Annotated in this window: 21 protein-coding genes; 6 read left to right on the top strand and 15 right to left on the bottom strand. The window is 62.0% G+C overall.

All coding sequences use genetic code 11. From position 1 onward, the window contains the following. The first annotated feature begins 86 nt into the window (after positions 1-86). The 3 genes from nudE to A6D6_RS12640 are packed head-to-tail and all read left to right on the top strand — an operon-like array spanning position 87 to position 2403. A complete protein-coding gene (gene nudE, locus A6D6_RS12650) occupies positions 87-641 on the top strand; it encodes an ADP compounds hydrolase NudE (protein ID WP_133492164.1) in 555 nt (184 codons plus the stop codon). Between the two features lie 23 nt (positions 642-664). Beyond that, positions 665-1477, top strand: coding sequence for a 3'(2'),5'-bisphosphate nucleotidase CysQ (cysQ, locus tag A6D6_RS12645; protein ID WP_159660925.1), 813 nt, complete (start codon positions 665-667; stop codon positions 1475-1477). A gap of 2 nt (positions 1478-1479) precedes the next feature. After that, the gene (locus tag A6D6_RS12640; RefSeq protein WP_159660924.1) at positions 1480-2403 is read left to right on the top strand and encodes an alpha/beta hydrolase; all 924 of its coding nucleotides are present in this window, start codon (positions 1480-1482) and stop codon (positions 2401-2403) included. A gap of 9 nt (positions 2404-2412) precedes the next feature. Here the strand turns inward: A6D6_RS12640 and A6D6_RS12635 are convergent, their stop codons facing one another. Then, a complete protein-coding gene (locus A6D6_RS12635; protein ID WP_159660923.1) occupies positions 2413-2709 on the bottom strand; it encodes a hypothetical protein in 297 nt (98 codons plus the stop codon). Between the two features lie 179 nt (positions 2710-2888). After that, a complete protein-coding gene (locus A6D6_RS12630; RefSeq protein ID WP_133492160.1) occupies positions 2889-3578 on the bottom strand; it encodes a Crp/Fnr family transcriptional regulator in 690 nt (229 codons plus the stop codon). Positions 3579-3838: 260 nt separating this feature from the next. Here A6D6_RS12630 and A6D6_RS12625 point away from each other — a divergent pair, with 260 nt between their 5' ends. Together A6D6_RS12625 and A6D6_RS12620 are read left to right on the top strand one after the other, a co-directional pair. After that, complete coding sequence (locus A6D6_RS12625; protein ID WP_133492159.1) at positions 3839-4447, top strand: HD domain-containing protein; 609 nt, start codon at positions 3839-3841, stop codon at positions 4445-4447. 147 nt (positions 4448-4594) lie between these two features. Beyond that, positions 4595-6547, top strand: a complete 1953-nt coding sequence (locus A6D6_RS12620) for a laminin G domain-containing metallophosphoesterase family protein (protein ID WP_159660922.1) — start codon at positions 4595-4597, stop codon at positions 6545-6547. 122 nt (positions 6548-6669) lie between these two features. On the opposite strand, the gene A6D6_RS12615 is transcribed toward A6D6_RS12620, so the two are convergent. The 12 genes from A6D6_RS12615 to A6D6_RS12560 all read right to left on the bottom strand — a co-directional run bounded on the left by A6D6_RS12615 (position 6670) and on the right by A6D6_RS12560 (position 20234). Then, positions 6670-8115 (bottom strand): amidase, encoded by a 1446-nt coding sequence (locus A6D6_RS12615; protein ID WP_159660921.1) that lies wholly within the window; start codon positions 8113-8115, stop codon positions 6670-6672. A 288-nt stretch (positions 8116-8403) separates the two neighbouring features. Next, on the bottom strand, positions 8404-8874 hold the full coding sequence (locus A6D6_RS12610) for an RES family NAD+ phosphorylase (protein WP_159660920.1): 471 nt from the start codon (positions 8872-8874) through the stop codon (positions 8404-8406). Next, positions 8871-9317 (bottom strand): Xre family toxin-antitoxin system antitoxin, encoded by a 447-nt coding sequence (locus A6D6_RS12605; RefSeq protein WP_159660919.1) that lies wholly within the window; start codon positions 9315-9317, stop codon positions 8871-8873. The genes A6D6_RS12610 and A6D6_RS12605 overlap by 4 nt, the downstream gene beginning before the upstream one ends. A gap of 126 nt (positions 9318-9443) precedes the next feature. Next, positions 9444-9884: a MarR family winged helix-turn-helix transcriptional regulator gene (locus A6D6_RS12600; RefSeq protein ID WP_133491548.1), complete on the bottom strand. Its 441-nt coding sequence runs from the start codon at positions 9882-9884 to the stop codon at positions 9444-9446. A gap of 200 nt (positions 9885-10084) precedes the next feature. Further along, entirely contained in the window at positions 10085-11962 is a 1878-nt protein-coding gene (locus A6D6_RS12595; RefSeq protein WP_159660918.1) for a choice-of-anchor I family protein, read from the bottom strand. Positions 11963-12072: 110 nt separating this feature from the next. Next, entirely contained in the window at positions 12073-13746 is a 1674-nt protein-coding gene (locus tag A6D6_RS12590) for a class I adenylate-forming enzyme family protein (protein WP_236564098.1), read from the bottom strand. A gap of 161 nt (positions 13747-13907) precedes the next feature. Further along, positions 13908-14804 (bottom strand): ABC transporter permease, encoded by an 897-nt coding sequence (locus A6D6_RS12585; protein ID WP_201303779.1) that lies wholly within the window; start codon positions 14802-14804, stop codon positions 13908-13910. Then, positions 14801-15760 (bottom strand): ABC transporter permease, encoded by a 960-nt coding sequence (locus tag A6D6_RS12580; protein WP_133491551.1) that lies wholly within the window; start codon positions 15758-15760, stop codon positions 14801-14803. Before A6D6_RS12580 ends, A6D6_RS12585 begins: the two co-directional genes overlap by 4 nt. 48 nt (positions 15761-15808) lie before the next feature. Then, a complete protein-coding gene (locus tag A6D6_RS12575) occupies positions 15809-17395 on the bottom strand; it encodes an ABC transporter substrate-binding protein (protein WP_159660917.1) in 1587 nt (528 codons plus the stop codon). Positions 17396-17435: 40 nt separating this feature from the next. After that, complete coding sequence (locus tag A6D6_RS12570) at positions 17436-18491, bottom strand: ABC transporter ATP-binding protein (RefSeq protein ID WP_133491553.1); 1056 nt, start codon at positions 18489-18491, stop codon at positions 17436-17438. 2 nt (positions 18492-18493) lie between these two features. Beyond that, on the bottom strand, positions 18494-19504 hold the full coding sequence (locus A6D6_RS12565) for an ABC transporter ATP-binding protein (protein WP_159660916.1): 1011 nt from the start codon (positions 19502-19504) through the stop codon (positions 18494-18496). 85 nt (positions 19505-19589) lie between these two features. Beyond that, positions 19590-20234 carry a TetR/AcrR family transcriptional regulator gene (locus tag A6D6_RS12560; protein WP_133491555.1) on the bottom strand — a complete coding sequence of 215 codons (645 nt, stop codon included), beginning with the start codon at positions 20232-20234 and terminating at the stop codon, positions 19590-19592. A 164-nt stretch (positions 20235-20398) separates the two neighbouring features. Here A6D6_RS12560 and A6D6_RS12555 point away from each other — a divergent pair, with 164 nt between their 5' ends. Then, positions 20399-23695: a carboxyl transferase domain-containing protein gene (locus tag A6D6_RS12555; protein ID WP_159660915.1), complete on the top strand. Its 3297-nt coding sequence runs from the start codon at positions 20399-20401 to the stop codon at positions 23693-23695. Between the two features lie 207 nt (positions 23696-23902). Here the strand turns inward: A6D6_RS12555 and A6D6_RS12550 are convergent, their stop codons facing one another. Next, positions 23903-24832, bottom strand: coding sequence for a 2-hydroxyacid dehydrogenase (locus A6D6_RS12550; RefSeq protein ID WP_159660914.1), 930 nt, complete (start codon positions 24830-24832; stop codon positions 23903-23905). Between the last annotated feature and the right edge of the window lie 151 nt (positions 24833-24983).

Below are 24983 nucleotides of genomic sequence, written 5' to 3'. Positions count from 1 at the left end.
GCAGTCCGCGACGCCCTCTGGCGGCTTTTCCGGTGGCAACGCGGCGGCGTAACAATCATGAACAGGCTCCTGACACAGGAGCCCCCATGGACGAACAAAAGCCGCGCATTCTGGATACCCGCCTGGTGGCGCAAAGCCGCCTGTTCGGCATCGAAGAGATGCACCTCCGTTTCTCCAACGGCGAGGAGAGAACCTACGAACGCCTGCGCACTCCGCCGTTGGCCGGCGTCATGTGCGTGCCGATGCTGGACGAGGATACGGTGTTGCTGATTCGGGAGTACGGCGCCGGCGTCGAGGAATATCTGCTGACCCTGCCCAAGGGCGCCTACGAGCACGGCGAGGACTGGCGCGAGGCGGCCAACCGTGAGTTGAAGGAAGAAGCCGGCCACGGTGCCCGCAAGCTGACCTTCATGAAGCGACTGTCCTTGTCTCCCGGCTACATGGGCCACCATATTGGTGTGGTGCTGGCGGAAGACCTCTACGAGGAATCATTGCCCGGCGATGAACCGGAGCCATTGGAAGTGGTCCCCTGGAAACTGTCCGAGCTGGATCGTCTGATCGAGCGGGACGATATGACCGAAGCGCGGGTCATCGCCGCGCTGTATATGACGCAACGCCTTCTCGACCAACGCCATTCTTGACCAACGAAAAGCGGAAAGCCGTAATGACTGACTTTAATGCCCTGCTGGACTCCCTCTCCAAGATCGCCCGTGACGCGGGCAGCGCCATTCTCACAGTGTACGAGCGGGATGATCTGGGCGTGGAAACCAAGGACGACAAATCACCGATCACCGAGGCGGATAAAGCCGCCCATGACATCATCGTTGCCGGCCTGGAGACACTCACTCCGGAGATTCCGGTGTACTCCGAGGAATCCGGGGACATCGACTACGCTACCCGCAAGGACTGGCCGCGATTCTGGCTGGTGGACCCGCTGGACGGGACCAAGGAATTCATCAAGCGTAACGGCGAGTTCACCGTGAACATCGCGCTGATCGAAGGCGATACGCCAGTGCTGGGCGTGGTCTACGTGCCGGTCACCGGGGTGCTGTACCTGGGCGGGCGCGGCGTCGGTGCCTTCAAGGAGGAGAACGGCGAGCGGGGCGCCATCCAGTGCCGTGAGCGCACCACACCGGTGGTGATGGTGGCCAGCCGCAGCCATGGCGGCGAAGCGGTGGAGAAACTGGAGGCCTTCATTCGCGAGGAGATCGGCGATGTGGAACGCACTTCCATGGGCTCCTCGCTGAAACTGTGCCTGGTGGCGGAAGGCAAGGCGGACCTCTATCCGCGTCTGGCGCCCACCAGCGAATGGGACACCGCCGCCGCCCATGCGGTGGTGTCCGCCGCCGGCGGCGTGGTGGTGAACACTGCCTTTCAGCCGTTGGTCTACAATAAACCGGACATTCTTAATCCCCACTTCCTGGTGTTCGGCCAGGCTGTGGACAGCTGGCGGTTCATCGCGCCCGCCTTGGAGTAACCATGAGTCAGAGCGAAGCCATCCGATTCGTCAGCGCCGGCCAGTCCTGTTGCGGTGATTTGTTCCTGCCGGAAGGGGGCGGGCCCTTCGCCACGCTGATCATGGCGCACGGTTTCGGTTTGACCCGGGAATGCGGACTGGCGCCGTTCCGGGACGCTTTCCTGGCCGCCGGTTACGCGGTGTTCTGGTTTGATTACCGGCACTTCGGTGATAGCGAAGGCATACCCCGGCAACTGCTGTCGCCGGCCCGTCAGGTGGCGGACTGGCAGGCGGCGTTGCATACCGTGCGTGGCCATCCTCAGGTGGACTCGGATCGCATCGTCCTGTGGGGAACGTCCTTTTCCGGCGGCCTGGTCACCGCGGTGGCCGCCCGTGAGCGGGTGGCCGGTATTATCAGCCAGTGCCCGATGATGGACGGCTTCAACGCGGTGCTGGAAGTGATCCGCTACGGTGGGTTGATGCAGGGGGTGCGGCTTACCGCTTTTGGGGCTCTGGACGCGGTGCGCGGCGCGGTGGGCTTGTCACCGTGCTACGTGGCCAGTGCCGGCCACCCCGGCGAAGCGGCGGCGATGAGCAGTGAAGACGCTTATCAGGGCTACACCGCCTTGTTGGCGGACGGGGTTCCCAACCAGGTGGCGGCGCGGATTGCCTTCAGTCTGCCGCTGTTTCGCCCGGTGACCGTGGCCGACCGGGTGCAATGTCCGGCGTTGGTGCTGGTCTGCGATGAGGACACGGTGGCGCCGGCACGGGACGCGGACCGGGCGATCGCCCGGATGGCGAACGCGACGGTGCGCCGCTATTCCATCGGACACTTCGATATTTACCAGGGCGAGCACCGGGAGCGCGCTCTGCGGGAACAATTGGCCTTCCTGCGGCGCATTCTGGCTCCGAGCGATGAGCCGGCCGCGCCGGCGGCCGGCGGGTAGCGCGGGCTTTCAGCTCAGCCAGGGCGGCAGCAACTCGACCAGCTGTTGGGTCATATAGCCATGGCTGAGATGAACGGCCATGCCGAACAGGCATAGATTCAATGCCGGCAACATCATCCCCAGCGCCAGGAAATTCACCACCACGGTCTGACGGATGCGTCCGCTCCACAGCAAGGCGCCGACCACGACGACCACCGCCATGGGCGCGGCCAGCCAATCCGGCGGTGTGACATCAGCCCAGTCCAGAAGCCGGATCGGTAAGACAGGTTCAGGTAATAAATCGGAAAACAACGGCGGTGCCCCCACAGCAAGCCGTCCTTGAATGACCGTGGCGGTGCTTTATTCCGTGTGCCGCCAATAATGATTTAGTGGCTAAATGCTATCACAGTTAATGCTAAAGTGTTAATTCTGTCTAACCTGAAAGTCACCGTTAGGCATGATGGGCGGCATTCGGCTCCGAGTCATCGCATCGTCGGCGTTCGCCTTCAGTGCCCATCCAGGTAGCGTCGCAGGGCTTGGGGGTCAGGGAGGGTGACGGTGCCATAACCGAAGCGGATCAGACCCTCCGCTTCCAACTGCTTGAGCACACCATGCACGCCCTGGCGGCTCATACCCAGCATGCTGGCGATGTGTTCCCGGGTCAGCTTGAAAGTCACCGGCTCGACCAGGGCGTGGCCGTCCAGGGTTTCCGCCAGGAACAACAGGCGCCGGCCAAGCCGTCCCGGCATATCACGCAGGGCGTTGTCCTCAATCACGGAAATGGCCGACCACAGACGGCGGCTGAGCATGTCCAGGGTGCGGGGGTAGGCCTCCGGATGGCGGCTCAGCAGGGCCCGGTAATCCTGACCGGGGATCTCCAGCAGCTCGCCATCGCTGTGGGCGGTGGCGCCGAACACCCGCGGCATGCCGGGGGAGAACACTGTATCGCCGAACCAGGCGCCGGCCTGGAACAGAGTCAGAATGACCTCGCGCCCCTCGGGGTTGGTGGAACTGATCCGCACGTTACCGGTGCCCACCACCGACAGAGTCGATTGCACCTCTCCGCGCTCGTACAGCACCTGGCCGGTCTGGAACGGCCGGATACGGGCCGCCGTGGCGGCTTCCCGCAAGGCCGGTTCGGGCAATCCGGAGAGCAGGGAGCAGCTGCGTAAAATGGCCAGGGTCCGGTCACTCATGGTCGTTTCCCCATCGCTCTTTTCGCCATTCTTCGCGCCTCTTCTTCCGTCATCTTTCAAGTGTAAAGAAATTGACGGTTTGTCGCTGCCCCCGGACCTAGACTGAACCCACGGTTCCATTGTTTGGCGCCCGCCGTGGCGCGGACCGAAACTCAATAACGTTCAATAATGACCCGTCGCGCCAGCCCGCCGCCACCGTGACCCGCACCCCGGGCCGTGTGATCGGTGGCCCCCGCGCCGGGGTTCGGGAGAACCACATTATGCAAGGTCAGCACGACGAACTCAGAGCCGGCTTCACCCACATGGAAGACGGCAAGGCCGAAGACTGGCAGATCATTTCCGATGCCTTTGGCGGTTTCGCCCGGGAACTGCCGGACCGGGTGATCGAACACCTGCGTCTGCTGGAAGGCGATTGCGGCGGCTTCCCGGTGGATCGGCTTACCCACTGTCTGCAGACCGCGACCCTGGCTCATCAGGACGGCAAGGACGAGGAGTATGTGGTGTGCGCGCTGCTGCATGACATCGGCGACACCCTTGGCCCTTACAATCATGCCGACATCGCCGCTTCCCTGCTGGAGCCGTTCGTCAGCGAGGAAAATTATTGGATGGTGAAACACCATGCCATTTTCCAGGGCTACTATTTCTTCCATCATCTGGGGCTGGATCGCAATCTGCGTGACCAGTTCCGGGACCATCCGTGCTTCGAACGTACCGTGGAGTTTTGCGCGAAATACGACGGCGCCGCCTTTGATCCGGAAGCGGAAACCCTGCCTCTGTCGTTTTTCGAGCCGATGCTGCGCCGGGTAATGGAAAAACCAAAACGCTCCCTGTACAAAAAGAGCTTCGATAAACAGGAAGCCACCGCCTGATCAAAGCCTGCCTGAGCGCCAATACCGATGGCATACCTGTCGGTATTGGCACTTTTGTTATTGAAATGACATTTCGTCGTCACTGTCCGGTCACTTCCGCTTTCTAGAGTACGCGCCCAGTCCTTATCGTGATTGCGGAGCTTGCTGATGAATGCGTTGAGACCCGTCGGGTGGCGTGCCACCTGGCTCGTTATTCTTTTGTCGTTGTTTCTGAGCGCCTGTGGGGGCGACAGCAGCAGCCATTCCGGTGGTGATCCCACGCCTCCGGATACCGGAAACGGTGATAATGGTGGTGATGGAGACGGTGGTGGGGATGATGGTGGTGACGGTGACGGTGACGGTGACGGTGGGAACACCCGCCAGAGCTTCACCGTGGCGGTGATTCCGGATACCCAGAAGTATGCCCGTTATTCCCAGGAACGCTACACGGTGCAGACGCAATGGATCGCGGACCATTATCAGGATGAAAATATCAAGTTCACGCTGCATCTTGGCGACGTGGTGGATCGTGCCAGAGAAAGCTATGAGTGGTCCAATGCGCGTGAGGCCATGCAGATTCTGGAATCGAATCCGGAAACGCCCTACAGCGTTCTCGCTGGCAATCATGATGTGCTCAACAGCGGGCAATGGGACGATCAGCGTGACCTGAGCGCGGAGCCGTTCCTGCAGCATTTCCCGGCGTCCCTGCAGGCCGCCAACTTCAGTACCTTCAAGGGTACCGACAGCACGGGTTTCAACAGCTATCACATTTTCGAGACCGACGGCCAGGCGTTCCTGGTGCTGGCGCTTGACTGGCGCTCTTCCGATCAGACTATTGCCTGGGCTCAGGACGTGCTGGATCAGCACCCCGACCTGCCGGCGATTCTCACCACCCACCAATTGTTGAACATCGCCGCTGACGGTGAAACCGCGATCTTTACTCCGGAGCACGGGGCGCCGCTGTGGGAAAAGCTGATCCGTTCCAACGATCAGATCTTCCTGACCTTCAACGGCCACCACCACGGCGAAGCGATGATGGTGGGCAAGAACGACTATGGCCGTGATGTGGTCATGGTGGTGGTGGATTACCAATCCGGTTTCTGGGGCGGTAACGGCATGATGCAACTGGTGACGTTTGACTACAGCGACGATGAACTGGACTTCATCTCCTATTCTCCGTGGGTGGCGGCCATCGACGAAGCGAGCCGGCAACCCCAGGACGAACTGTCGCGCTGGGAATTCAGTGTGCCCATGGACTTCGAGCAACGCTTCTCGAATATGAACCAGGGCGAGGGAGTCGTGGCGCCGGGCAGCATCGAAGGTACCCAGGCCTACTGGATTCTGGACTCCGACCACCAACTCACCGCCACTGACAACAGCGTGAAGTTCATGGACGCCTCCGGCAACGGCAACACCATGACGCTGGTGTCCTATAACAATGCGGAAGGTAACGATCCGCAAGGCGCGCTCTCCGATTTCTTCCAGGTCACCGCCGACGCACCGCCGTTCGGATACGCCACAGGCAGCGCTGCTTTCATGGGCAACAATGCCATCGGGGGCTACTACCTGACCACCGACGGTCCTGGCCTGACCTTTGAAAAAAGCGGCGCCGGCCAACCGGGTTATCTGCCTCAGTACACCATTGAAGCGGTAGTGCGTCTGCCGGAAGACTGGACACCCGGGAGCAATCAGTGGTCCGGTATTCTCAATCATCAACCCGGCATTACCCGGGTATGTAACTATCACTCGGTCTCCTGCTCAGGCAGTGACGCCTCCTTGGGCCTGAATGTCTCCTCCCTGAAAGAGTTCCAGTGGGTGAGCACCTCCCAGAACGGCAAGGGGCAGGACAACTGGTCCTGGGAAGTGAGCAACGAGTACTGGTATCACATCGCGATGGTCAATGACGGCGAGCGGGTGCAGATGTACGTGGACGGCTCCCTGGTCATGCGTACCGGCGTCGATGAGCAACAGGGGCTGCTGGTGGAGCCGGGCCAGCCCTGGTCCATCGGCGTGAACAGCTGGCAGGGCAACCCCAGCAACCTGTTCGCCGGCGATATCGCCGAGATCCGTATTAACAACCGCGCCTTGGGACGGGACGAGTGGTTGTATAACCAGAGATAACCATAAAAGTAACTACCCTCATTTTCAGGGCGCCGGATGGCGCCCTTTTTTCTGATTGCCTGAAGGTGACTCGATCATCTTTTGGGGTCGCTGTTTAAACAATGGATAAAGGGCTCTGAACATTACAACGTCGCCCAGGGTTTTGCCTCCTCCAATGCGAAGGCGATTTCCAGCAAGGTTTTTTCGTCACCGTGGTCGGCCGAGAAGTGCACTCCGATCGGCAATCCCTCCGCACTCGTTCCCATGGGCAAGGAAATTGCTGGCCCACCAGAAATGTTGTTGTAAGGCGTAAAGCCCGTGTATTTTTCAAGCCGATCCAGCAATGTGTCGAACGGCACCTCCGGACTCAGATGTCCGAGCTTTGGCGGCGCATGACACAGCACCGGTGACAGTATCAGATCATAATCGCGGAAGGTATCGCGGTAAGTCCGCGTCGTGCCGCGTAGACGTCGCAACACACCTATCGTTCCCCAAATTTTTTCGCGGTAAAGGGCGGCCAGTCCCTGTGTCAGACCATCCAGTTTGGAAGGATCAAAGTCCGGACTGAAAAGGCGCTTACCGAATTTGCTTACCAGGAATGTCATCAGGCCCCAGTAAACCGTGAAGTCGCTGCCGAAACGGTCCGTCACTGAAAGCGGTGTTTCCACCACAATATGTCCCATACTTTCTAACAGGGTCGCGGTTTCCGTTACTACTGCCCGTGTCTCATCGCTGATGGGCGTACCCATGATTGAATTGGTGACCAAACCGATCTTGAGGCGCCGGCTGCCCGGGCCCTCGATGAGGCCTAACTCCGGCAATTTCGGATTACGCCAGTAGCGCTCCGCGCCGGCAAAGAAAGCCGCGGTATCACGCACACTGCGCGTCACCACACCCTCGCCGATGATGTTGATAGGCAGTGAGCGTGCTGCTTCTCCATCCACCAGACGGCCACGGGTCGGCTTGAGGCCCACCAGGCCGCAACAGGCGGCGGGGATGCGGATGGAACCGCCGCCGTCGTTGGCGTGCGCGATGGGAATCACGCCTGCCGCCACCAGCGCTGCCGAACCGCCTGAGGACGCGCCGCAGGAATATTCTGTGTGCCAGGGGTTGCGTGTGGCCAGCTTCGGATCCATGAATTCCGTGGTGGCATTGAAACCGAATTCAGGCAACGTACTTTTGCCAAGCAGGGTGAACCCCTGGGCCATGTATTGACGTGCGAAGGCGCCCGTTTTTTTAGCGGGATTGGCTACAAAAGCGCAGGAGCCATGATTGGTGGGTAGGCCACGCACATCGGTATTGTCCTTTATGAAAGTGGGGATACCGGAAAAGATGCCCTGTGCTGGATCGTGCGCTGATGCGAGTGCATAGTCGTAATCGCGCAACTGGATGGCGTGCAGGATGCCGTCCACCCTTTCCGCCCGGTCAATGGCGGCCTTGGCCAGTTCCTTCGCGCTCACACGGCCTTTCTTCAGACGCTCGGTGAGCGCCACGGCATCGTCATGGCCAAGGGCGTCGTCCTCGAAAGCGTGAACTCTTTGTTGTCGCCCCTGTTGCTGCCCCTTTATTTTCTCCAGTGAGTTCTCCATCGGTCGTATTGGTCCCTTTCCATCGCAGAAAAATGATTTTTGCACGATGGTGCCATTTTTAGTTGCCGCCAAGGTCTTGATGAGCCAATTCTTCCGGGCTTGGGTTCAAGTCTTGCCATCTGCCTTTGTGAGGCGGTTCTTGCTTGGGAGGGCAAAAGGCAAGACTCGCCCCTAAATGGGAAGCCAGACTCCTGGATCTCGTACGATCAGTGTTGGAGGTGGCCGGTAGATACAGGCGGCGGGAGTTGGTGGTTGGGGATGTCTTTACAAAAATAAATCAGGTCGTGTTTATTGGGCAAGTCGCGCATCTGGCCGGAAAGGGAGGGGCTTGGCGGCGGCAACGGTCTTCGAGAAGGCGGAGTGGCCTGGATTGAGGAGATAGATCTGTTCACGGGGGACCACCACGCTGGGAACGGCTAGCGCCAAACCGGTATTGGCGTCCAGCCAGCTGTCTCCTACGTTGGCTGTGGACGGTGGAGCCGGCTCATCCCGCCAGTCGTCTGACAATCGCTTGTCCGGGAGCGTTTGTACGGCCTTCGCTGGCAACCGCACCTCCATGAGAGCGTAATGGTGCAGGAGACTATAGTCACCGAGATGCACCATCACTTCCAGGATGGCCAGTGACTCCGAGCCCGCCAAGTAGACGCAAGACCGCCCCCGGCTGTTCCAGCACCCGCCGTAGAGACGGGCTCCCTCGCCGTCGAAGGCGGTTGCTTGCCACTTCTTCTTTACCAGGCGATACGCTGGAATCGAACTCATACGGCCACGCCGTGTTCCAGGCGGCCGATCAGATTCAGCACGGCCTCCGCTTCCGCCGAGGTGGCGATCATCTCGACCGGGCGGCGTCCACCGAGGCCACGAACGGGATTGAGTAACCATTGCCGGGCCCGGGCTTTGTCTCCCTCGAACAGGTCCGTCGCCGACTTGAGCACCTCCGCGAACCGGTACAACCTGTCGCCTTCCTCCATCTTGAAGCGCCTGGTCTTGGCCCGGCGTTGTAGGGTAGCGGGAGGGATGATCACATACCGGGCCAGCTCTTTCTGTTCCAAACCCGCTTCCGCGGCGAGTTTGATGTACACCGTGTAAGGCATCCCGTCCCGCAGCGTTTTATGCAGTTTAGCCCCCCGGGATGGGATTCCCACGGCTTTCCAGAAGCGGGCATGGACGCGGGCGGCATTGCCTTCAGTATCAGGGGAACTCATTACAATCACCGGGTCCTGGTGAAATCATTTGGTGGGTTTTCAATCTATCACTTGGGTGTAGGGGGGCAAGTTACCTCAACAGAGCATGCCGCGATGCCTGCCAGGCAAAGAGCCCGGGTTTCAGGCTCAGCCGCCCAGCCGCCGTGCCATGGCCTCCATGACGCGGCGCCAGCCCTCGTGATCATTGCCGGTTTCGGCGAAGGATTCGTTTAACAGCTTGTGCTGAATGCCGGTGAGGTGAGCCTGCAGGGCCTTGCCTTGCTCGGTGAGGGACAGGCGTTTGATGCGTTTGTCGTTGTCGTCCCGGCGCACGTTCACGTAACCCTGCTCGGCCAGGGTCTTCAGCGGTTTGTGAATGGCCTGCTTGGTCAGGCGCATGGCTTCCACCAGCTCATTGACGCTGAGGTCATTGTAGCGGCTGATGAAGAACAGCAGACGGTGATGGATGCGGGACAGGCCATAGTTCTTGAGGATGGCGTCCGGTTCGGCGACCAGGCCGCGAAAGGCGAAATGGAGGGTCTCCAGGGTGGCGTCCAGGTCTTCGGGGGAAAGGCTCTCTGTCATCATCGACTCACTGTCTCGATTGGCTGAGGGTCATTGGTCAGAATGATTGACTTTCTTGGGGGTATTATGCAACCCGATTGGGGCTAAAAGATAAGTCGGGCGCGCGCGCCGACAAGTAAATAATACGATATTAATGAAGTGCGCGGATAAAAACAGGGGCGGCGCCGGTAGTCGCCGGACGCCGCCCCGGGCAGGATCAGGTATTAGTCCGCCAGTTCGGACAGAACCCGGTAAATGGCCGTGGTGCCGCTCACTTCATTGCCCACGATCAGCAGTGCCTCGCCGTTGGGCGACTGATCCGCGGGGATGAACGCCAGGCCTTCCGGGCCCAGGTCGCCGACGTCCCCGGAGGAGACGTCCTCAGCCACCCATTCCTCGCGGGTGTTCAGGTAGTCCTGGAAAAGGGGCGCGGCGGGGTCTGTAATGTCATACACCATGATGCCCCCCATCCGCTCCAGGCCCAGGAACAGGAAGTATTTGTCACCGATCTGGCCGATGGTCAGGCCTTCGGGCTCCGGGCCTTTGTTGTCGCTGCGGTCGTCGAAGGTGCTGCCTTCTTCGTGGTTGCTATTGAAAAAGGTCTTGCAGTCGAGGGCGCGTTCGGCGCCCAGCTTGCATTCGTCGCTGGCCAGGAAGGTTTCGATGGCGTCGCCGGAATCCCATACCAGGGCGCCGTCCTCGTTCCAGATCGAGAAGGACCGGGTGCCGAAGGCATAGAGGTCGTCATACATGAGGCGGTCGCCGTTGGCGTCTTCCAGACCCTGCTCGTTGAACATCACCGGGTTGCCAGCCTCGTCGGTGCGATAGCCTTCGGTCCAGGTGATGTTGAGACGGCCGAGTTTCTCATCATCGCGGCAGTCGCCAGGATCGCCGGCGGTGGCGCCGCAGTAGGCGAAGGTTTCCGGATTGAGCAGGGCGCCGACGGCGAGGGCGCGCAGGTGGGCCGGCAGATCGTCGCCGCAGCGGCGATCAAAACCGTTGGCGTGGACCAGATGTTTTACGCGCCATTCCTCGACGAAGCCCTGGCTCGCATCGCCGTCGCAGGGCACGGCGTCCTCGGTGCCGAAATAGGCGGCATTGTCCTCGCCCCAGGCGCGGGCGTCGCCCTCGTTGGCGGTGACCAGATAGGTGGCGTCACCGGATGGGTAGGCGGCGATGGCATCCGGCAGGTACAGGCCTTTGACGCCGGGCCAGGTGGTGATGTTGATGGCGCCGTCGTCATCGGAGACGTCGAGCCCGTTGCCGGCTTCACCGTGGTCCTTTGCGCCCAGTGCGACCACGTCGTTGACGGTGGCGCTGGCGATATCGACGATGGCCAGTGCGTTATTTTCCTGCAGAGTGACCCAGGCCTTGCTGCTGTCGGCGGAAACCGCGATGTATTCCGGTTCCAGGTCCATGGCCACGGACGCGTCGGGGCCGAAAATGCGCACGCCGTTGGCCAACAACTCGTCCTTGCGGTCGTTGAAGGCGGTGAAATCCGCGATAGCGGGCTGCGGGCTGGCCGGTTCGGTAATATCGACGACACTGATGGAGCCTTCCGGGTCCACACTGTAATCGTCGCTGGGCTCGCCTTCGTTGGCGAGCAGAACGTACCGGCCGTTCGGGGTGAAGGTCACCATGTCCGGTTGAGCGCCAACCGTCGTGGTGGAGATCAGCTCGAGGGTGTCGGCCTCATACAGCGCCAGATGGCCCTGGTCGGTCTTGGTCGGTGCCTCCACCGCCAGCGCCACCAGATCGCCGTGCACGGCGACGCTGTTGACCACGGTGCCCTCGCCAATGGTTTCGGTGGTCAGGGTGTCGGCGTGCACCGGGTTGGCCGGGTCGCTCAGATCCAATACATCCACCGCGCCTTTCCGGGCGTTGACCACGAAAGCCCGCTTGGTGCCGGCGTGGTAGGCGGGAATTTCCGCCGCGCTGACACCGAATTCGCCGCTGCTGTAGCGGCCGAGCAGTTGCAGGCTGATGCTTTCCGGGGTGATTACCGGCGGCGCCGGGTTGTCGTTGTTGTCGCTGTCTCCCCCACAGGCACTGAGGGCGGCGGCCAATACCGTAGTGGTGGCCAGAAGTCGCCAAGTCGCCATGAATCGTCTCCCGTTGTCATTTTGGTTGCCCTTGGGGTGTACAGAACGGCGATGACACTGGTGTGACGAAACGGTGACCGCCGCATGACGGCGGTCTCGTGAACAGGCTCTTAATCCTTCAGTAAGCGGCGCAGCACTTTGCCGGCGGGGGTGGCCGGCAGGCTATCGACAAAGGCGATGTGGCGTGGGTATTTATACGCCGCCATGTGCTCCCTGGCCCAATCGATCAGATCCTGCTCGCTGACCTTGTCTTTGTGGTCGGGTTTGAGCACCACGAACAGTTTGACGGTCTCGCCGCGTTTGTCATCGGGAATACCAATGGCCGCGCTCTGGGCAATGGCCGGGTGATCCTGCATCAGTGCTTCCACGTCTTCCGGAAAAACGCTGTAGCCGGAACACTTGATCATTTCCTTTACCCGGCCGGTGAAGAACAGATAGCCGTCCTCGTCCAGGTAACCGACATCGCCGGTGTGCACCCAGCCGTCACGCAGCGTCTCGGCGGTGGCTTCGTCCCGCTTCCAGTAGCCTTTGAACACCGCTGGATTGCGCACCACGATCTCTCCGCTCTGGTTGGGACCCAGTGGCGCTTTGTTTTCCATATCGAGAATGCGGATCTCGTTGCCCGCCACCGGCACACCGCAGCTGCCCCACTTGATGCGATCCTTGGGCATGAAGGTATCGGAAGTGTGGGTTTCGCTCAGGCCATAGGAGGCTTCGTGCATCTGACAGCCGGTCAGCGCCTTCCATTCCTCGGCCAGCTTTTCCGTCACCGGCATGCCGAAGCTGGTGGCCGGGTTATTGATCAGGCTGCTCAGGTCGTAGTCGCGGATGTTGGGCATGTCCAGCAGCGCCCGGTTCATCGGCGCGATGGAGTACCACATGTCACAACGGTATTGGTGCAACGCCCTGGCGGTGGTTTCCGGATCGAAGCGCGCCAGGATCACGGTGGTGCGCCGGGCGTATACCGGCATGTACACGCCCATGTTCATGCCGGCGATATGGCACAGAGGCGCGATGGCCAGACCAATGCCATCCGCCTTCAGGCGGTTGGCCTGGAACGACGCCGCCATTTTGAACAGGCTGCTGCCGTAGCTGAGCATGGCCCCCTTGGGGCGGCCAGTGGTGCCGGAGGTGAACGTCATCAGGCCGATACCGTTCCAAAGATCGGCGGACGGCAATTCGGTCAGCGGTACTGTGTCGCGTAATACCAGGCTGAGATCCACGGTGTCCGCCGGCGCCTGGTCCGGTTCGTCCAGCAGTTCGCCGGGGATTTCCAGGGTCGGCTCCGCCGGCAGGTAGTCGCCGTAGGCGAGAGTCAGAACTGTGTTCAGGGTCGGGACCTGATCCCGAACCTGAGCGACATTGGGGTACAGATTGCGCGCGGCGATCAGCGCGCAAACCTCGGCGTTGCTCAACTGGTAGGCGATTTCCGCCGCTTTGTACTGCGGGTTCACCGGTGTCACGATACCGCCCAGGCTTTGAACCGCGTAGTGCGCAATGATGTACTGCGGGCAGTTCTGCATGTACAGCGCTACCCGGTCACCTTCGCCAACGCCTTGCTGGCTCAGGTAGGCGGCAAGGCGGCGTACCTTGTCGCCCACCTCGCCCCAGGTCAGCTCGGTGCCGTAATAAATGTAGGCGCGGCGATCGGGCACTTCCTCGGCGTGCTGTTGCAGGTATTCATGCAGAGGTTTCTCGCCGCGCAGGTATTCCACGGTCTCTCCGGCCCAGGCGGAACCGGGGACCGCGACCGGATTGAACTCGGCTTGGGTCTGGCTGGACATCAGGTTGCTCTCCTTATCGGCCTCATCGGCCTCGATCAATACAAAGAGCGCCCCGACCTGCCTCTGACGGCGGGGCGCTAAAAAAATGGCCGGGCGCCCTTTTTAACGTCGCTTCAGCGATGGCCCCGCGGGTGACCGCGGGCGGCGGTCATAAAAAGGCATCACCCGTGACCCTGGGTGGTGGGATCAAGTGCCGCGCGCAGGGACTCGCCCAGGGTGTTGAAGGCCACCGCGGTGATCATGATCAGCACCCCGGGGGCGTACATTTGCTCGGGCACGATGGACATGTACAGGTAACCCCGGGCGATCATCGAGCCCCAGCTCACCTCGGGCAGCTGCACGCCGAGGCCAAGAAAGCTCAAACTCGCCTCGGCCAGCAACGCCACCGCCAGCAGCAAGGTGCTCTGCACGATCACCGGTTGAACCGCGTTCGGCAGTACGTGTTTGATCAGCAGTCGTGCCGGCGAGGCACCGAAGCAGCGCGCCGCGTCCACGTACAGTTCCTGTCGTACCACCAGGGTGCGGGCGCGAATCAGCCGGGCGATCTGCGGTGCGAACACCAGCCCCACGGAAATCATCGCGTTGGTCAGACCGATGCCCATGGCGCCGGTGACCGCCACCGCCAGAATGATGGCCGGGAACGACAGGAAGGTATCGATCAGGCGGCTGATGACGGTGTCCACCCAGCCGCCGGCGAAGCCGGCAATCAGTCCCAGCGGCAGGCCGATCACCAGTGCCACGGAAACCGCCAGTAGCGCCGCGTAGAGGGAATTGGCGCCACCATGGATCAGACGGCTCAACACATCCCGGCCGAGGTCGTCGGTGCCGAGCCAGTGCGCGGCGCTGGGGCCGGCCAGTATCAGCTCGCCGTTCTGGTCCGTGGGCGAGTAGGGCGCGATCCACGGCGCCAGCAAAGCGGCGCCAAGAATGATCACCAGAATGCCGAGACTGATGGCGGCGCGCGGATCGCGGCGCAGCCAGCGCAGCAGGCGAACCGGTAGCGCCGGCTCTTCCCAGTGCGGCAAGGGTTCCGCTTCGGACAGCGTCAGATGGGTCATGATGCGTTAATCCTCGGGTCGAGAAGGGTGCACAGCAGATCGGTTACCAGGTTGATCAGGATGACCGTCACCACCATTGCCAGAACCGCGCCTTGCACCACCGGGAAGTCGCCTTCCAATACCGCCTTGACGATGCTGCTGCCGATGCCGGGAATGGCGAACACCGCTTCCACCACCACGGTGGCGGCGAGAATCTTGTTGAACAGCAGCCCGACCACGGTGAGCAGGTTGACGCTGACGTTCTTCAAACCGTGTAGCCAGAGGATGCGCGCCGGGCTCAGCCCCTTGGCGTGTAGCGTGCGTACATGTTGGGAAGACTGGATTTCCACCAGGGAGCTGCGCAGTTGCCGCGCCACCTCGGCGATGCCATTGGTGCACAGTGCCAGCGCTGGCAAGGTGGCGTACCACAGCGCCTGGCTAAAGTCCTCGAATGGGGAAACGAAACCCGTGGCCGGGAACCAGCGCAGGGTCAAGGCGAAGAACAGTACCAGGATCATGCCGAACCAGAAATTAGGCAGGGCCACGCCGAGTGAGGCGGTGCCCATGATGGCGCCGTCCAGCTTGGAGCCGGAACGGGTGGCGGCCAGGATACCCAGCGGCACGCCGATCAGCACCGACAGGATCGTGGCGTACAGCGCCACCAATAAGGTGTTCGGAAAGGTGCGGGCAATGGTCTGCGCCACCGGTTCGCCGGAGAGCAGAGCGGTGCCCAGATCGCCAGTGACGGCGTGCCACAGCCACTGGCCGTATTGCGCCAGAAACGGCTGGTTCAAACCGTAGGCTTCGCGAATCTGTTCGATGCGCTCCTGGGAGGCGTTTTCTCCGGCCAGGGTGACGGCGATGTCACCCGGTATCAATTGCATCAGGCAAAAGACAATAAAAGTGGCCAGTACCAGGATGGGCAACGCCTGCAGCAGACGCGACATCACCATCCGTTGTTTTACACGAGTAACCATGGGGAAACTCCCGCCCGGGCGCGCGCACCAAGGCGCGCGCCACGGACGTCAGGCTTTCAGGGAAACGTTGTCGAATTTGGGTTTGCCCAGCAGGTTGTTCTTGAAACCCTGCACTTCGGCGGTGGTGGCGACGATGCTCTGGCGGAATGCCAGCGGCACCACCAGGGCGTTCTCCATGGCGATGCGTTGCGCCCGGGCCAGAGCTTCCTGGCGCTTACCCTGATCATCGCTGCTGCGTGAATCCAGCAACGCCTGATCAAAGCCTTCCGGCGCTTTGACCTGGCCGGCGTTGAAGTAGGACGTGCTGCTGTAGAGCAGGCTGTAAGTCAGGCTGGGATCGGGGCGGCCGGTCCAGGCCGAGAGCAGCATGTGCCCTTCCTTGCGCTGACCGAAATAGGCGGCGGACATGTCCGCGATGGTACCGGTGCGGAAGCGGCCGCGGATGCCGGCCTTGGAGAGTTGCTCCATCAGTACTTCCTGCATCTGCACCGAGGACTGATCGTTATAGCCGCGCAGGTCCAGCTCGATGCCGTCGGCGTGTCCGGCTTCCTTGAGCAGGGCCCGCGCCTTGTCCGGATCATGGGGGTAGAGTTTGGCGGTTTGTGGATCATAGGCCCAGTGGCTTTTCGGCAGGTTCATGAAGGCCGGTTCGCCAGCGCCGGCCATGGCGACGCGGACGAAGGCCTCGCGATCCACCGCGTAGTTGATGGCCTGTCTTACCCGTACGTCATCCAATGGCTTGCGTGCCATGTTCATGTAGAACTGATAGCAGTAGATGGTGGGATCGGCGAAGCCCTGCAGGGTGGGCAGTCGCTCGATCATCTGTTTCTGCCGGCCGTCCAGGTGGTAGGCCACCTGAGCCTGCCCGGACATCACCGAGCGCAGACGGGTGGCGCTGTCGGTGATGATCTTGAAGCTGATGGCGCCCACCGCGGGTTTGTTGGGGCCGTTGTAGTCGGCGTAACGGGTCATCGCGACTTCGCTGCCATCGTCCCACTTCTGGAAGCGCATGAAGCCGGCGCCCACCGGGTTGCGGTCCACCCGGTTATTGTTGTCGGCCAGGGCCTTGGGGCTGACCATCATGCCGGCGCGGTCGGAAAGAATCAGCGGCAAGGCGCTGTCCGGGTTCTTCAGGTGCAGGGTGACCACGTGCTCACCGTTGACCTCGACGCGATCCACCGAGCTCAGGTCCTGACGAATGTTGGAAAACTCGGCGGTACGGCTGCGGTCGAGGTTGGTTTTCACCGCTTCGGCATTGAACGGGGTGCCGTCATGGAAGGTCACGCCCGGGCGCAGTTCCAGCACCAGGGTCTTGGGATCCGGGAAAGACCATTTCTGTGCCAGTCCGGGGGTGGCGCTAAGGGTGGTCGGGTCCCAATTGACCAAAGTGTCGTACATCGGGAACAGCAACGCATGATCGGAACCGGAGCCGCCGGTGGCGGGGTCCAGACTGGAAGGATTGGCTGGCGCGCTCACGGTCAGGGTGGCCTGTCCTCCGGCCTGCGCCCAACTCCATGAGGGCGACATCAAGGTGCCGGCCGCCAGCGCGCCGGACAGCATGCCGAGGAAAGCGCGGCGGCCCATGGGCACGCCGTTGATGATCAAATCGTCGTCGTTGTTATCGTGATGGTTCATGATGCCCTACCTGTTGTTGTTGTGCTCAAATTCGGGCGCGCTAGACCGTTTCGGTGGCGCTTTCCCGTCCAAACGAGATCGGTTGCTCCCGGTCCAGTGGACCGCCTTCACTGTCGGCGAAATGACAGGCCACCCAATGTTCGGGCGCGACTTCCCGCCAGGCTGGCTCCTGTTCGGCGCAGCGGGATTGGGCCGCCGGACAACGGGTGCGGAAGCGGCAGCCGGAAGGCGGCGCCAGCGGGCTGGGAATTTCCCCTTGCAGGCGGATGGCGCGGCGTTGGTCGCGCTGGCCGCTGGGCAACGGCAGAGGTTCCGCCGACAGCAGTGCCTGGGTGTAGGGGTGAATCGGTTTCTTGGTCACCGCCGCCGCCGGCCCCACTTCCATCAGGCGGCCCAGATACAGCACGCCAACGCGATCACTGACGTGGGATACCACCGAGATGTCATGAGTAATGAAGGCGTAGGTGATACCCAGCTCTTTTTGCAGATCGGCGAACAGATTCAGCACGGATCCGCGAATGGACACGTCCAGCGCCGCCACCACCTCATCGCAAACAATGAAGCGGGGCTTCAGGGTCAGAGTGCGGGCGATGTTCACCCGTTGCTTCTGGCCGCCGGACAGTTCGTGTGGGTAGCGCCTGCCGATTTCCGCCGGCAGACCCACTCGCTCCAGCGCTTCCTTGGCGACCCGCTGGCGCTGGCGGGCGTCGCCCTCGCGCAGGATCTCCATCGGTTCCATCACCGATTGCAGAATGCTCATGCGCGGGTTCAGCGCGGCATGGGGATCCTGAAAAATAATCTGGTAATCCCGGCGAATCTGGCGTTGCTCGGCCTTGGACAGCGTCGCCGGCTCCCGGCCCTGATAGCGGATGTGTCCGTCGGTGGCTTTGAGCAAACCGGCCAGGGCCCGGCCCAGGGTGGTTTTGCCGGAACCGGATTCACCGATGATGCCGAAGGTTTCACCGGGACGAATATGGAAGCTGACGCCATCCACCGCCTTCACGGTACCGGCACGGGTATGGAAATGAATCACCAGGTCGTCCACCGAAACGGCATCGTCACGGTCGGCGACGGTTTGGGAAGCCAAAGCGTTCATGTTCATACCGCTCCCGTCAGCGTCAGTTCATCCTTGCGCCAGCAGCGCACTTCCCGAAGGTCCTGGAACGGCTCCAGCTCCGGATGCTGTTCACATAAAGGCGCGGCGTGCGGGCAGCGCTGCTGGAAGCGACAGCCCGCGGGCATGTGATCCGGTGCCGGCACCCGGCCGGGAATCGAAGGCAAGCGGCTGCCACGCTCGCTCAGCCCGGGCAGGGAACGCAGCAGGCCGGAGGAATACGGGTGGCCCGGGCGGATCAGAACATCGTCCACCGGCGCGTTTTCCACCACCTCGCCGGCGTACATGGTCAGCAGTCGAGAGCAAGTTTCCGCCACCACGCCCAGGTCGTGGGTGATGAACAGCAGAGCGGTGCCGTGGCTGTCGCTGAGCGAGCGCAGCAGATCAATGATCTGGGCCTGTACGGTGACGTCCAGAGCGGTGGTGGGTTCGTCGGCGATGACCAGCTTCGGCCGGCAAATCAGCGCCATGGCGATCATTACCCGTTGCCGCATACCGCCGGAGAACTGATAGGGGTACTCGTCAATGCGGGTGTGGGGGGAAGGAATGCCAACCTCTTCCAGGGCGGCGATGGCCCGCTCGCGGGCCTCCGCGCGGCTGACTTTTTCGTGGCTGCGCAGCGTTTCCGTGAGTTGCTCGCCGACCGTGAACACCGGGTCCAGAGCACTCATCGGTTCCTGAAAGATCATGCTGATGTCGCGGCCGCGCAGGCGCCGGAATTCCCGCGCCGGCATGGTCAGCAGATCCCGGCCCTGGAACAGAATCCGGCCGCGGATCCGGGCCGTGCGGCTTGGCAGCAGGCCCAGCAGGGCAAGGCCCGTGACGGTTTTGCCGCAGCCGCTTTCGCCGACCACGCCGACTCGCTCGCCGGCGTTCACATCGAACGACACGTTGCGTGTGATCGAGGTTTCGCCACCGGGTCGGGCGAAGGAAATACTCAGATCACGCACTTCCAACAGCGGGCTGTTGGTGCGCGCTTCCGGCGTTTGCGCCATGTTTGCCTCCGGCACTGGCCCGCATGATGTGTTGTCGCGGGTCTGTTGTTATCTGAATGTGTGCAGGGCCCTGTCGTGCGTGAAATCACGCGTCGTCAGGTGCGCCATAAGCCGCTTTGATGGTGGTGCGCACCGCGGCGTAATGGTCCATCAGTTTTTTCAGGCCGCTGTGTTGAGTCAGCAGCGAACCGAAATTCCATATCGGTGAAATCATTAACACGATGGTGCGGACTGGCGCATCGTGACGCAGCTCGCCATTGCCGATGGCCAGTTTCACCGCGTGAGTCACATAGTCCTCGAAACTTCGGGACATGTTCGAAATGCCGGCCTGAACCTTGGTGGAAATATGCTGGCTGGTGAAGCGGGCCTGGGCGGAGAGACTCCAGGGCCGGCGGCCTTTTTCGTGATCGTTGAACTGGTAGAAGCGCTCCGCGCTGTCCTTCGCGGCCAGTTCGATGCGCTGGTCCAGGGTCAGGCCGGGCTTGGCCCAGATTTCCTGGAAGGTGTTCTCGACGCTGTCGAAGGTCTCCTGGAACACCGCTTCAATCAGCGCTTCCTTGTTCCCGAAGTGGTAATGCAGGTTGGCCCGGGTGGTATTCACGACCTCGGCGATATCGCCGTAGCTGACGTCGCCGATGCCGCGCTGGATAAACAGCTCCCGGGCCGCCTGCTTGATCTGTGTCTTCATGGGCGGCTGGCCGAGTCGTGCTTTTTTCTCCGGGCGTCCCACGGGGGCTGTCTCCGACTGGTCCAAATTGGGTTCCTAATCTGCAAGTAAATAAAAACCCTGTCAATACTAATTGACGTGTAAGTAAGTAAATCGCTATCGTCGTACCCCGTGACCGGTGCAACCAGGTTTGCGCACCCATTCGAATAACAGGACGGACCAGCCCCATGACCATTTCCAGACTGCTGATTGCCAACCGCGGAGAGGTGGCGGTACGCATTGCCCGAGCCGCCGCCGACCTGAACATCGCCACCGTGGCGGTGTACCCCGAGGACGACGCCACCTCCTTGCACACCCGCCTGGCGGATCAGGCGGTGGCCCTGGAAGGGCGCGGCGTGGCGGCGTACCTGGACGGTGAGCAATTGCTGAAAGTGGCCCGGGAGCAGGGTTGCGACGCGGTCCATCCCGGCTACGGCTTTCTTAGCGAAAGCCCCACCTTCGCCGCCCTGTGCGAACAGGCCGGTATCACTTTCGTCGGTCCTTCATCGGAAACCCTGTCGCTGCTGGGGGACAAGGCCCGGGCGCGGGAATTGGCGCAGGAATGCGATGTGCCGGTGGTGCCGGGCACCAATGGCGCCACTTCATTGGAGCAGGCCCGGGCGTTCCGTGCGGAACTGGGTGAGCAGGGCACGGTGATCGTCAAGGCCATCGCGGGTGGCGGTGGACGCGGCATGCGTATCGTCGGCCCGGATGATGACCTGGACGAAGCCTATCGCCGCTGTCAGGCGGAGGCCGCCTCCTCATTCGGCAACGATGCCGTTTACGTGGAGCGCTTCGTGGCGCGGGCCCGTCACATTGAAGTTCAGATTGTCGGCGATGGCGGGGCCGAGCCGGTGCATTTGTGGGAGCGCGAGTGCAGTGTGCAGCGCCGCAACCAGAAACTGCTGGAAATCGCGCCGAGCCCCACGCTCTCGGAGGACATGCGCCGGCAATTGCTGGACGCGGCCCGGCGTATCGCCGGCCAGGTCGGTTATCGCGGCCTCGGTACCTTTGAGTTTCTGGTCGACGCGGATGAATCCCGCTTCGCCTTTATCGAAGCGAACCCGCGCTTGCAAGTGGAGCATACCGTCACCGAGGAGGTGACCGGTGTGGATCTGGTGCAGACGCAACTGCGCCTGTTTGGCGGTTCCTCCCTGGCCGAGCTGGGGTTGGTGTCCGGGCGTGAGCCCGCGCCGACGGGATACGCGATCCAGTTGCGCATCAACATGGAAACCATGAGCGCCAACGGGGACACCCAGCCCAGCGGTGGTACCCTGACCACCTTCGAGGCCCCCGGCGGCCCGGGTGTGCGCGTGGATACCTTCGGTTACCGCGGTTACCGCACCAGCCCTCACTACGATTCCCTGCTGGCCAAGCTGATCGTGCACAGTCGCGGCGCGGATTACGCCGACGCCGTGGGGCGGGCCTATCGGGCCTTGTGTCAGTTCCGTATCGAAGGCGTGGAAACCAACATCGGCTTTCTGCAGAACCTGCTGCAACGCGATGAGGTGGTGAGCAACACGCTGCACACCCGTTTCGTGGATGAGCACATGGCGGAACTGGTGGGCGATGCCGAGCACCGGCAATTGCACTTCAGCAGCGGCGCCGAGGAACAGGCTTCCGCCTCTCAACGGGTGGAGGGGCCGGCGGGCAGCGAAGCGGTGATCACGCCGATGCAGGGCGTGCTGGTGGAATACCTGGTGACGGAAGGGGACACGGTGCGGGCCGGGCAGCCGGTGGCCTTTGTCGAGGCGATGAAAATGCAGCACCAGGTGGTGGCCTCGGTGAGCGGTATCGTGCGCTTGTGCGCGCTGGAGGTAGGCGATGCCGTCGGTAAGGACGAGCCGCTGTTGTTCGTGGAGCCGGCGGAGGTCGGCAACGAGCAGGGTGCCGAGGAAGAGGACATTGATCTGGATTACATCCGTCCCGATCTGGCGCGGCTGAAACAGCGGCTGGCGCTGCTGGAGGATGAGAACCGCCCCGATGCGGTGGCCAAACGCCGTCGCACCGGCCAGCGTACCGCCCGGGAAAACGTGGCGGCGATTTGCGATGAAGACAGCTTCATTGAATACGGTGGTCTGACCATCGCTGCCCAGAAAGCCCGCCGCAGTGTCGAGGATCTGATCAAGAATACTCCGGCGGATGGCATGGTCACCGGCATCGGATCGGTGAATGGTGACCTGTTCGACGACAGCAAGAGCCGCTGCGTGGTGCTGGCCTACGATTACACCGTGCTGGCCGGCACCCAGGGCACCATGAACCACAAGAAGACGGATCGGATTCTGGAAGTGGCGGAAAAGCACCGTCTGCCGGTGATCTTTTTCGCTGAAGGCGGCGGTGGCCGTCCCGGCGATACCGACAACGCCACCAAGGTGGCGGGTCTGGACGGTCCCAGCTTCCTGCAATACGCCCGGCTCAGTGGTCTGGTGCCGCGTATCGCCGTGGTGTCCGGACGCTGTTTTGCCGGCAACGCGGTGTTCGCCGGTTGCAGCGATCTGATGATCGCCACCGAGAACGCCTGCATCGGCATGGCCGGCCCGGCGATGATCGAAGGGGGCGGCCTGGGTTCGTTCCGGCCCGAGGAAGTGGGGCCGGTGTCGGTGCAGCGCCACAACGGCGTGATCGATTGCGTGGTCAAGGATGAGGAAGAAGGCGCCGCCCTGGCGAAGAAACTGATGGGCTATTTCCAGGGGCCGGTGGACAACTGGGACTGCGAGGATCAGCGTTGGCTGCGCCGGGCGATCCCGGAAAATCGTCTGCACGCCTATGACGTGCGCTCCCTGATTCGCATTCTGGTGGACAGCGATTCCTACCTGGAACTGCGGCCGGATTTCGCGCCGGGCATGATCACCGGGTTCATCCGCATCGAAGGTCGTCCGCTGGGACTGATCGCCAACGACCCGAAAGTGCTGGGTGGCGCCATCGACGCACCGGGGGCGGACAAGGCGTCCCGCTTCATGCAGTTGTGCGATGCCTTCGGTATTCCGATGCTGAGTTTGTGCGACACCCCTGGATTCATGGTTGGTCCCGATGAAGAAAAGACCGCCACCGTGCGCCACACTTGCCGCATGTTCGTCACCGCCGCCAGTCTTTCCGTGCCGCTGTTCTCCATCGTGCTGCGCAAGGGGTATGGCTTGGGGGCTCAGGGCATGACCGGTGGCTCTTTCCATGCACCGTTCTATTGCGCTTCCTGGCCCACCGGTGAATTTGGTGGCATGGGACTGGAGGGTGCGGTGAATCTGGCTTATCGCAAGGAACTGGATGCCCAGGAAACGCCGGAAGAACGTCAGGCGCTGTATGAGAAGCTGGTGGCCCAGCTGTACGAGAAAGGGCAGGCGCTGAGCATGGCCGCGGCCCTGGAAATCGACGCCGTGATCGACCCGGTGGATACCCGTGCCTGGGTGATGCGCGGCCTGCGGGCTCAGCCGCCGGAAGGCATGGCGCCGATCGCCGGCAAGCGGCGGCCGATGATTGATACGTGGTAAAAAGAAGCGCTGGCACGCAACACGCTTGCTCGCTGGCACGCCATACTTGCAACGAATATGAGCGGAGCCCGGAAACGCCACACTGCTCGGCAACGCTGGGCGACCACAAGTCTTTGCCCGGGTACGCTGGCATGCGATCCATCGACTTTGGTGTTGATGTTTTCGCGTGCCAGCGTGTTGCGTGCACGCGTGCCAGCGTCCTTATCTTCAACCCACTATATTCAACAGCGACTCCCCCCGCGCGATCCGCCCCACCTGATCGCGCAGGAACGCCGACAGCCGGGGTTTCAGTGCCTCGCTACGGCCGCCCACATGCGGTGTGATCAAGGTGTTTGGCGCGTCCCAAAGAGGGTGATCCTCGGGCAGGGGCTCCGGCTCCACCACATCCAGAGCGGCACGCAGCCGTCCGCTTCGCAGTTCCGCCAGCAGGGCATCGGTGTCCACCACCGGGCCTCGTGCCACGTTCACCACCAGTGCGCCATCGGGTAGGCGTGCCAGAAAATCGGCGTTCACCAGATGGTGGGTGGCGTCATTAAGCGGGGTGATCAGCACCACGATTTCCGCTTGCGGCAGCAGCGTGGGCAGTTCGGTATTGGCGTGGACAATGCCAAGATCATCTTCCCGGGCTTTTTGTCCCATCCGCAGCAGGGTCACGCCGAATGGCAGCAAACGCTTGGCGATGGCGCGGCCGATGCCGCCGGCGCCGATGATCAATACGGTGCGGTCCACCAGCCCCGGTGTTTGTTTCGGGGCCCAGCGGTGGGCTTTCTGGTCCACGGCGAAATCATAAAGGGCCCGCTGGCCCGCCAGAATCAGGCTCAGCGCCAATTCGGCGGTGGCTTCCGCGTGCAGGCCATAGGCATTGGCCACGGTGGCGCCGCCGGCGGCCTCGACAAAGCCGTCGTACCCGGTGGATTGAGTCTGCACCAGTTTCAGATTGGGAAGCTGCCCCAGGCGTGCCAGTCCGGTGCTGCCGGCGGGATGATGAAACACTACCGCGTCGATCTCTTCCGGCGACACCGGAGGATCATCGCGCAAATCCCACTTCACCAGCCGCAATGGTCCCGCCACGTCCCGTAGAGTATCCATATGCCAGGAAGTGGGCAGGGCAAGGGTTTTGATGTCCAGAGTGGTCATGATGGTTTCCCTTGGAGGTGATAGGGCAATAGGGTTTCCATTGTAGGGGGTGGGGCCGGAGAGGCATAGGTTGTTGGCCGTCGGCTCTGAATATATCAATTCGTTCCGCATTCGCTGCCAAGGCAGCTTCCCACAGCAGCTTCCTGGCCTC

It is taken from the genome of Alcanivorax xiamenensis, assembly GCF_009846745.1.
GTDB classification, from domain to species: Bacteria; Pseudomonadota; Gammaproteobacteria; order Pseudomonadales; family Alcanivoracaceae; genus Alloalcanivorax; species Alloalcanivorax xiamenensis.
The sequence above is the reverse complement of the archived record's forward strand: the minus strand, read 5'-3'. Positions and strand labels throughout refer to the sequence as shown.

What these genes read in the sequence shown, in the direction of transcription:
- nudE (WP_133492164.1), top strand. Translation starts at nt 87, where the DNA reads ATGGACGAACAAAAGCCGCGCATTCTGGATACCCGCCTGGTGGCGCAA.
- cysQ (WP_159660925.1), top strand. Translation starts at nt 665, where the DNA reads ATGACTGACTTTAATGCCCTGCTGGACTCCCTCTCCAAGATCGCCCGT.
- A6D6_RS12640 (WP_159660924.1), top strand. Translation starts at nt 1,480, where the DNA reads ATGAGTCAGAGCGAAGCCATCCGATTCGTCAGCGCCGGCCAGTCCTGT.
- A6D6_RS12630 (WP_133492160.1), bottom strand. Translation starts at nt 3,578, where the DNA reads ATGAGTGACCGGACCCTGGCCATTTTACGCAGCTGCTCCCTGCTCTCC.
- A6D6_RS12625 (WP_133492159.1), top strand. Translation starts at nt 3,839, where the DNA reads ATGCAAGGTCAGCACGACGAACTCAGAGCCGGCTTCACCCACATGGAA.
- A6D6_RS12620 (WP_159660922.1), top strand. Translation starts at nt 4,595, where the DNA reads ATGAATGCGTTGAGACCCGTCGGGTGGCGTGCCACCTGGCTCGTTATT.
- A6D6_RS12615 (WP_159660921.1), bottom strand. Translation starts at nt 8,115, where the DNA reads ATGGAGAACTCACTGGAGAAAATAAAGGGGCAGCAACAGGGGCGACAA.
- A6D6_RS12610 (WP_159660920.1), bottom strand. Translation starts at nt 8,874, where the DNA reads ATGAGTTCGATTCCAGCGTATCGCCTGGTAAAGAAGAAGTGGCAAGCA.
- A6D6_RS12605 (WP_159660919.1), bottom strand. Translation starts at nt 9,317, where the DNA reads ATGAGTTCCCCTGATACTGAAGGCAATGCCGCCCGCGTCCATGCCCGC.
- A6D6_RS12600 (WP_133491548.1), bottom strand. Translation starts at nt 9,884, where the DNA reads ATGATGACAGAGAGCCTTTCCCCCGAAGACCTGGACGCCACCCTGGAG.
- A6D6_RS12595 (WP_159660918.1), bottom strand. Translation starts at nt 11,962, where the DNA reads ATGGCGACTTGGCGACTTCTGGCCACCACTACGGTATTGGCCGCCGCC.
- A6D6_RS12590 (WP_236564098.1), bottom strand. Translation starts at nt 13,746, where the DNA reads ATGTCCAGCCAGACCCAAGCCGAGTTCAATCCGGTCGCGGTCCCCGGT.
- A6D6_RS12585 (WP_201303779.1), bottom strand. Translation starts at nt 14,804, where the DNA reads ATGACCCATCTGACGCTGTCCGAAGCGGAACCCTTGCCGCACTGGGAA.
- A6D6_RS12580 (WP_133491551.1), bottom strand. Translation starts at nt 15,760, where the DNA reads ATGGTTACTCGTGTAAAACAACGGATGGTGATGTCGCGTCTGCTGCAG.
- A6D6_RS12575 (WP_159660917.1), bottom strand. Translation starts at nt 17,395, where the DNA reads ATGAACCATCACGATAACAACGACGACGATTTGATCATCAACGGCGTG.
- A6D6_RS12570 (WP_133491553.1), bottom strand. Translation starts at nt 18,491, where the DNA reads ATGAACGCTTTGGCTTCCCAAACCGTCGCCGACCGTGACGATGCCGTT.
- A6D6_RS12565 (WP_159660916.1), bottom strand. Translation starts at nt 19,504, where the DNA reads ATGGCGCAAACGCCGGAAGCGCGCACCAACAGCCCGCTGTTGGAAGTG.
- A6D6_RS12555 (WP_159660915.1), top strand. Translation starts at nt 20,399, where the DNA reads ATGACCATTTCCAGACTGCTGATTGCCAACCGCGGAGAGGTGGCGGTA.
- A6D6_RS12550 (WP_159660914.1), bottom strand. Translation starts at nt 24,832, where the DNA reads ATGACCACTCTGGACATCAAAACCCTTGCCCTGCCCACTTCCTGGCAT.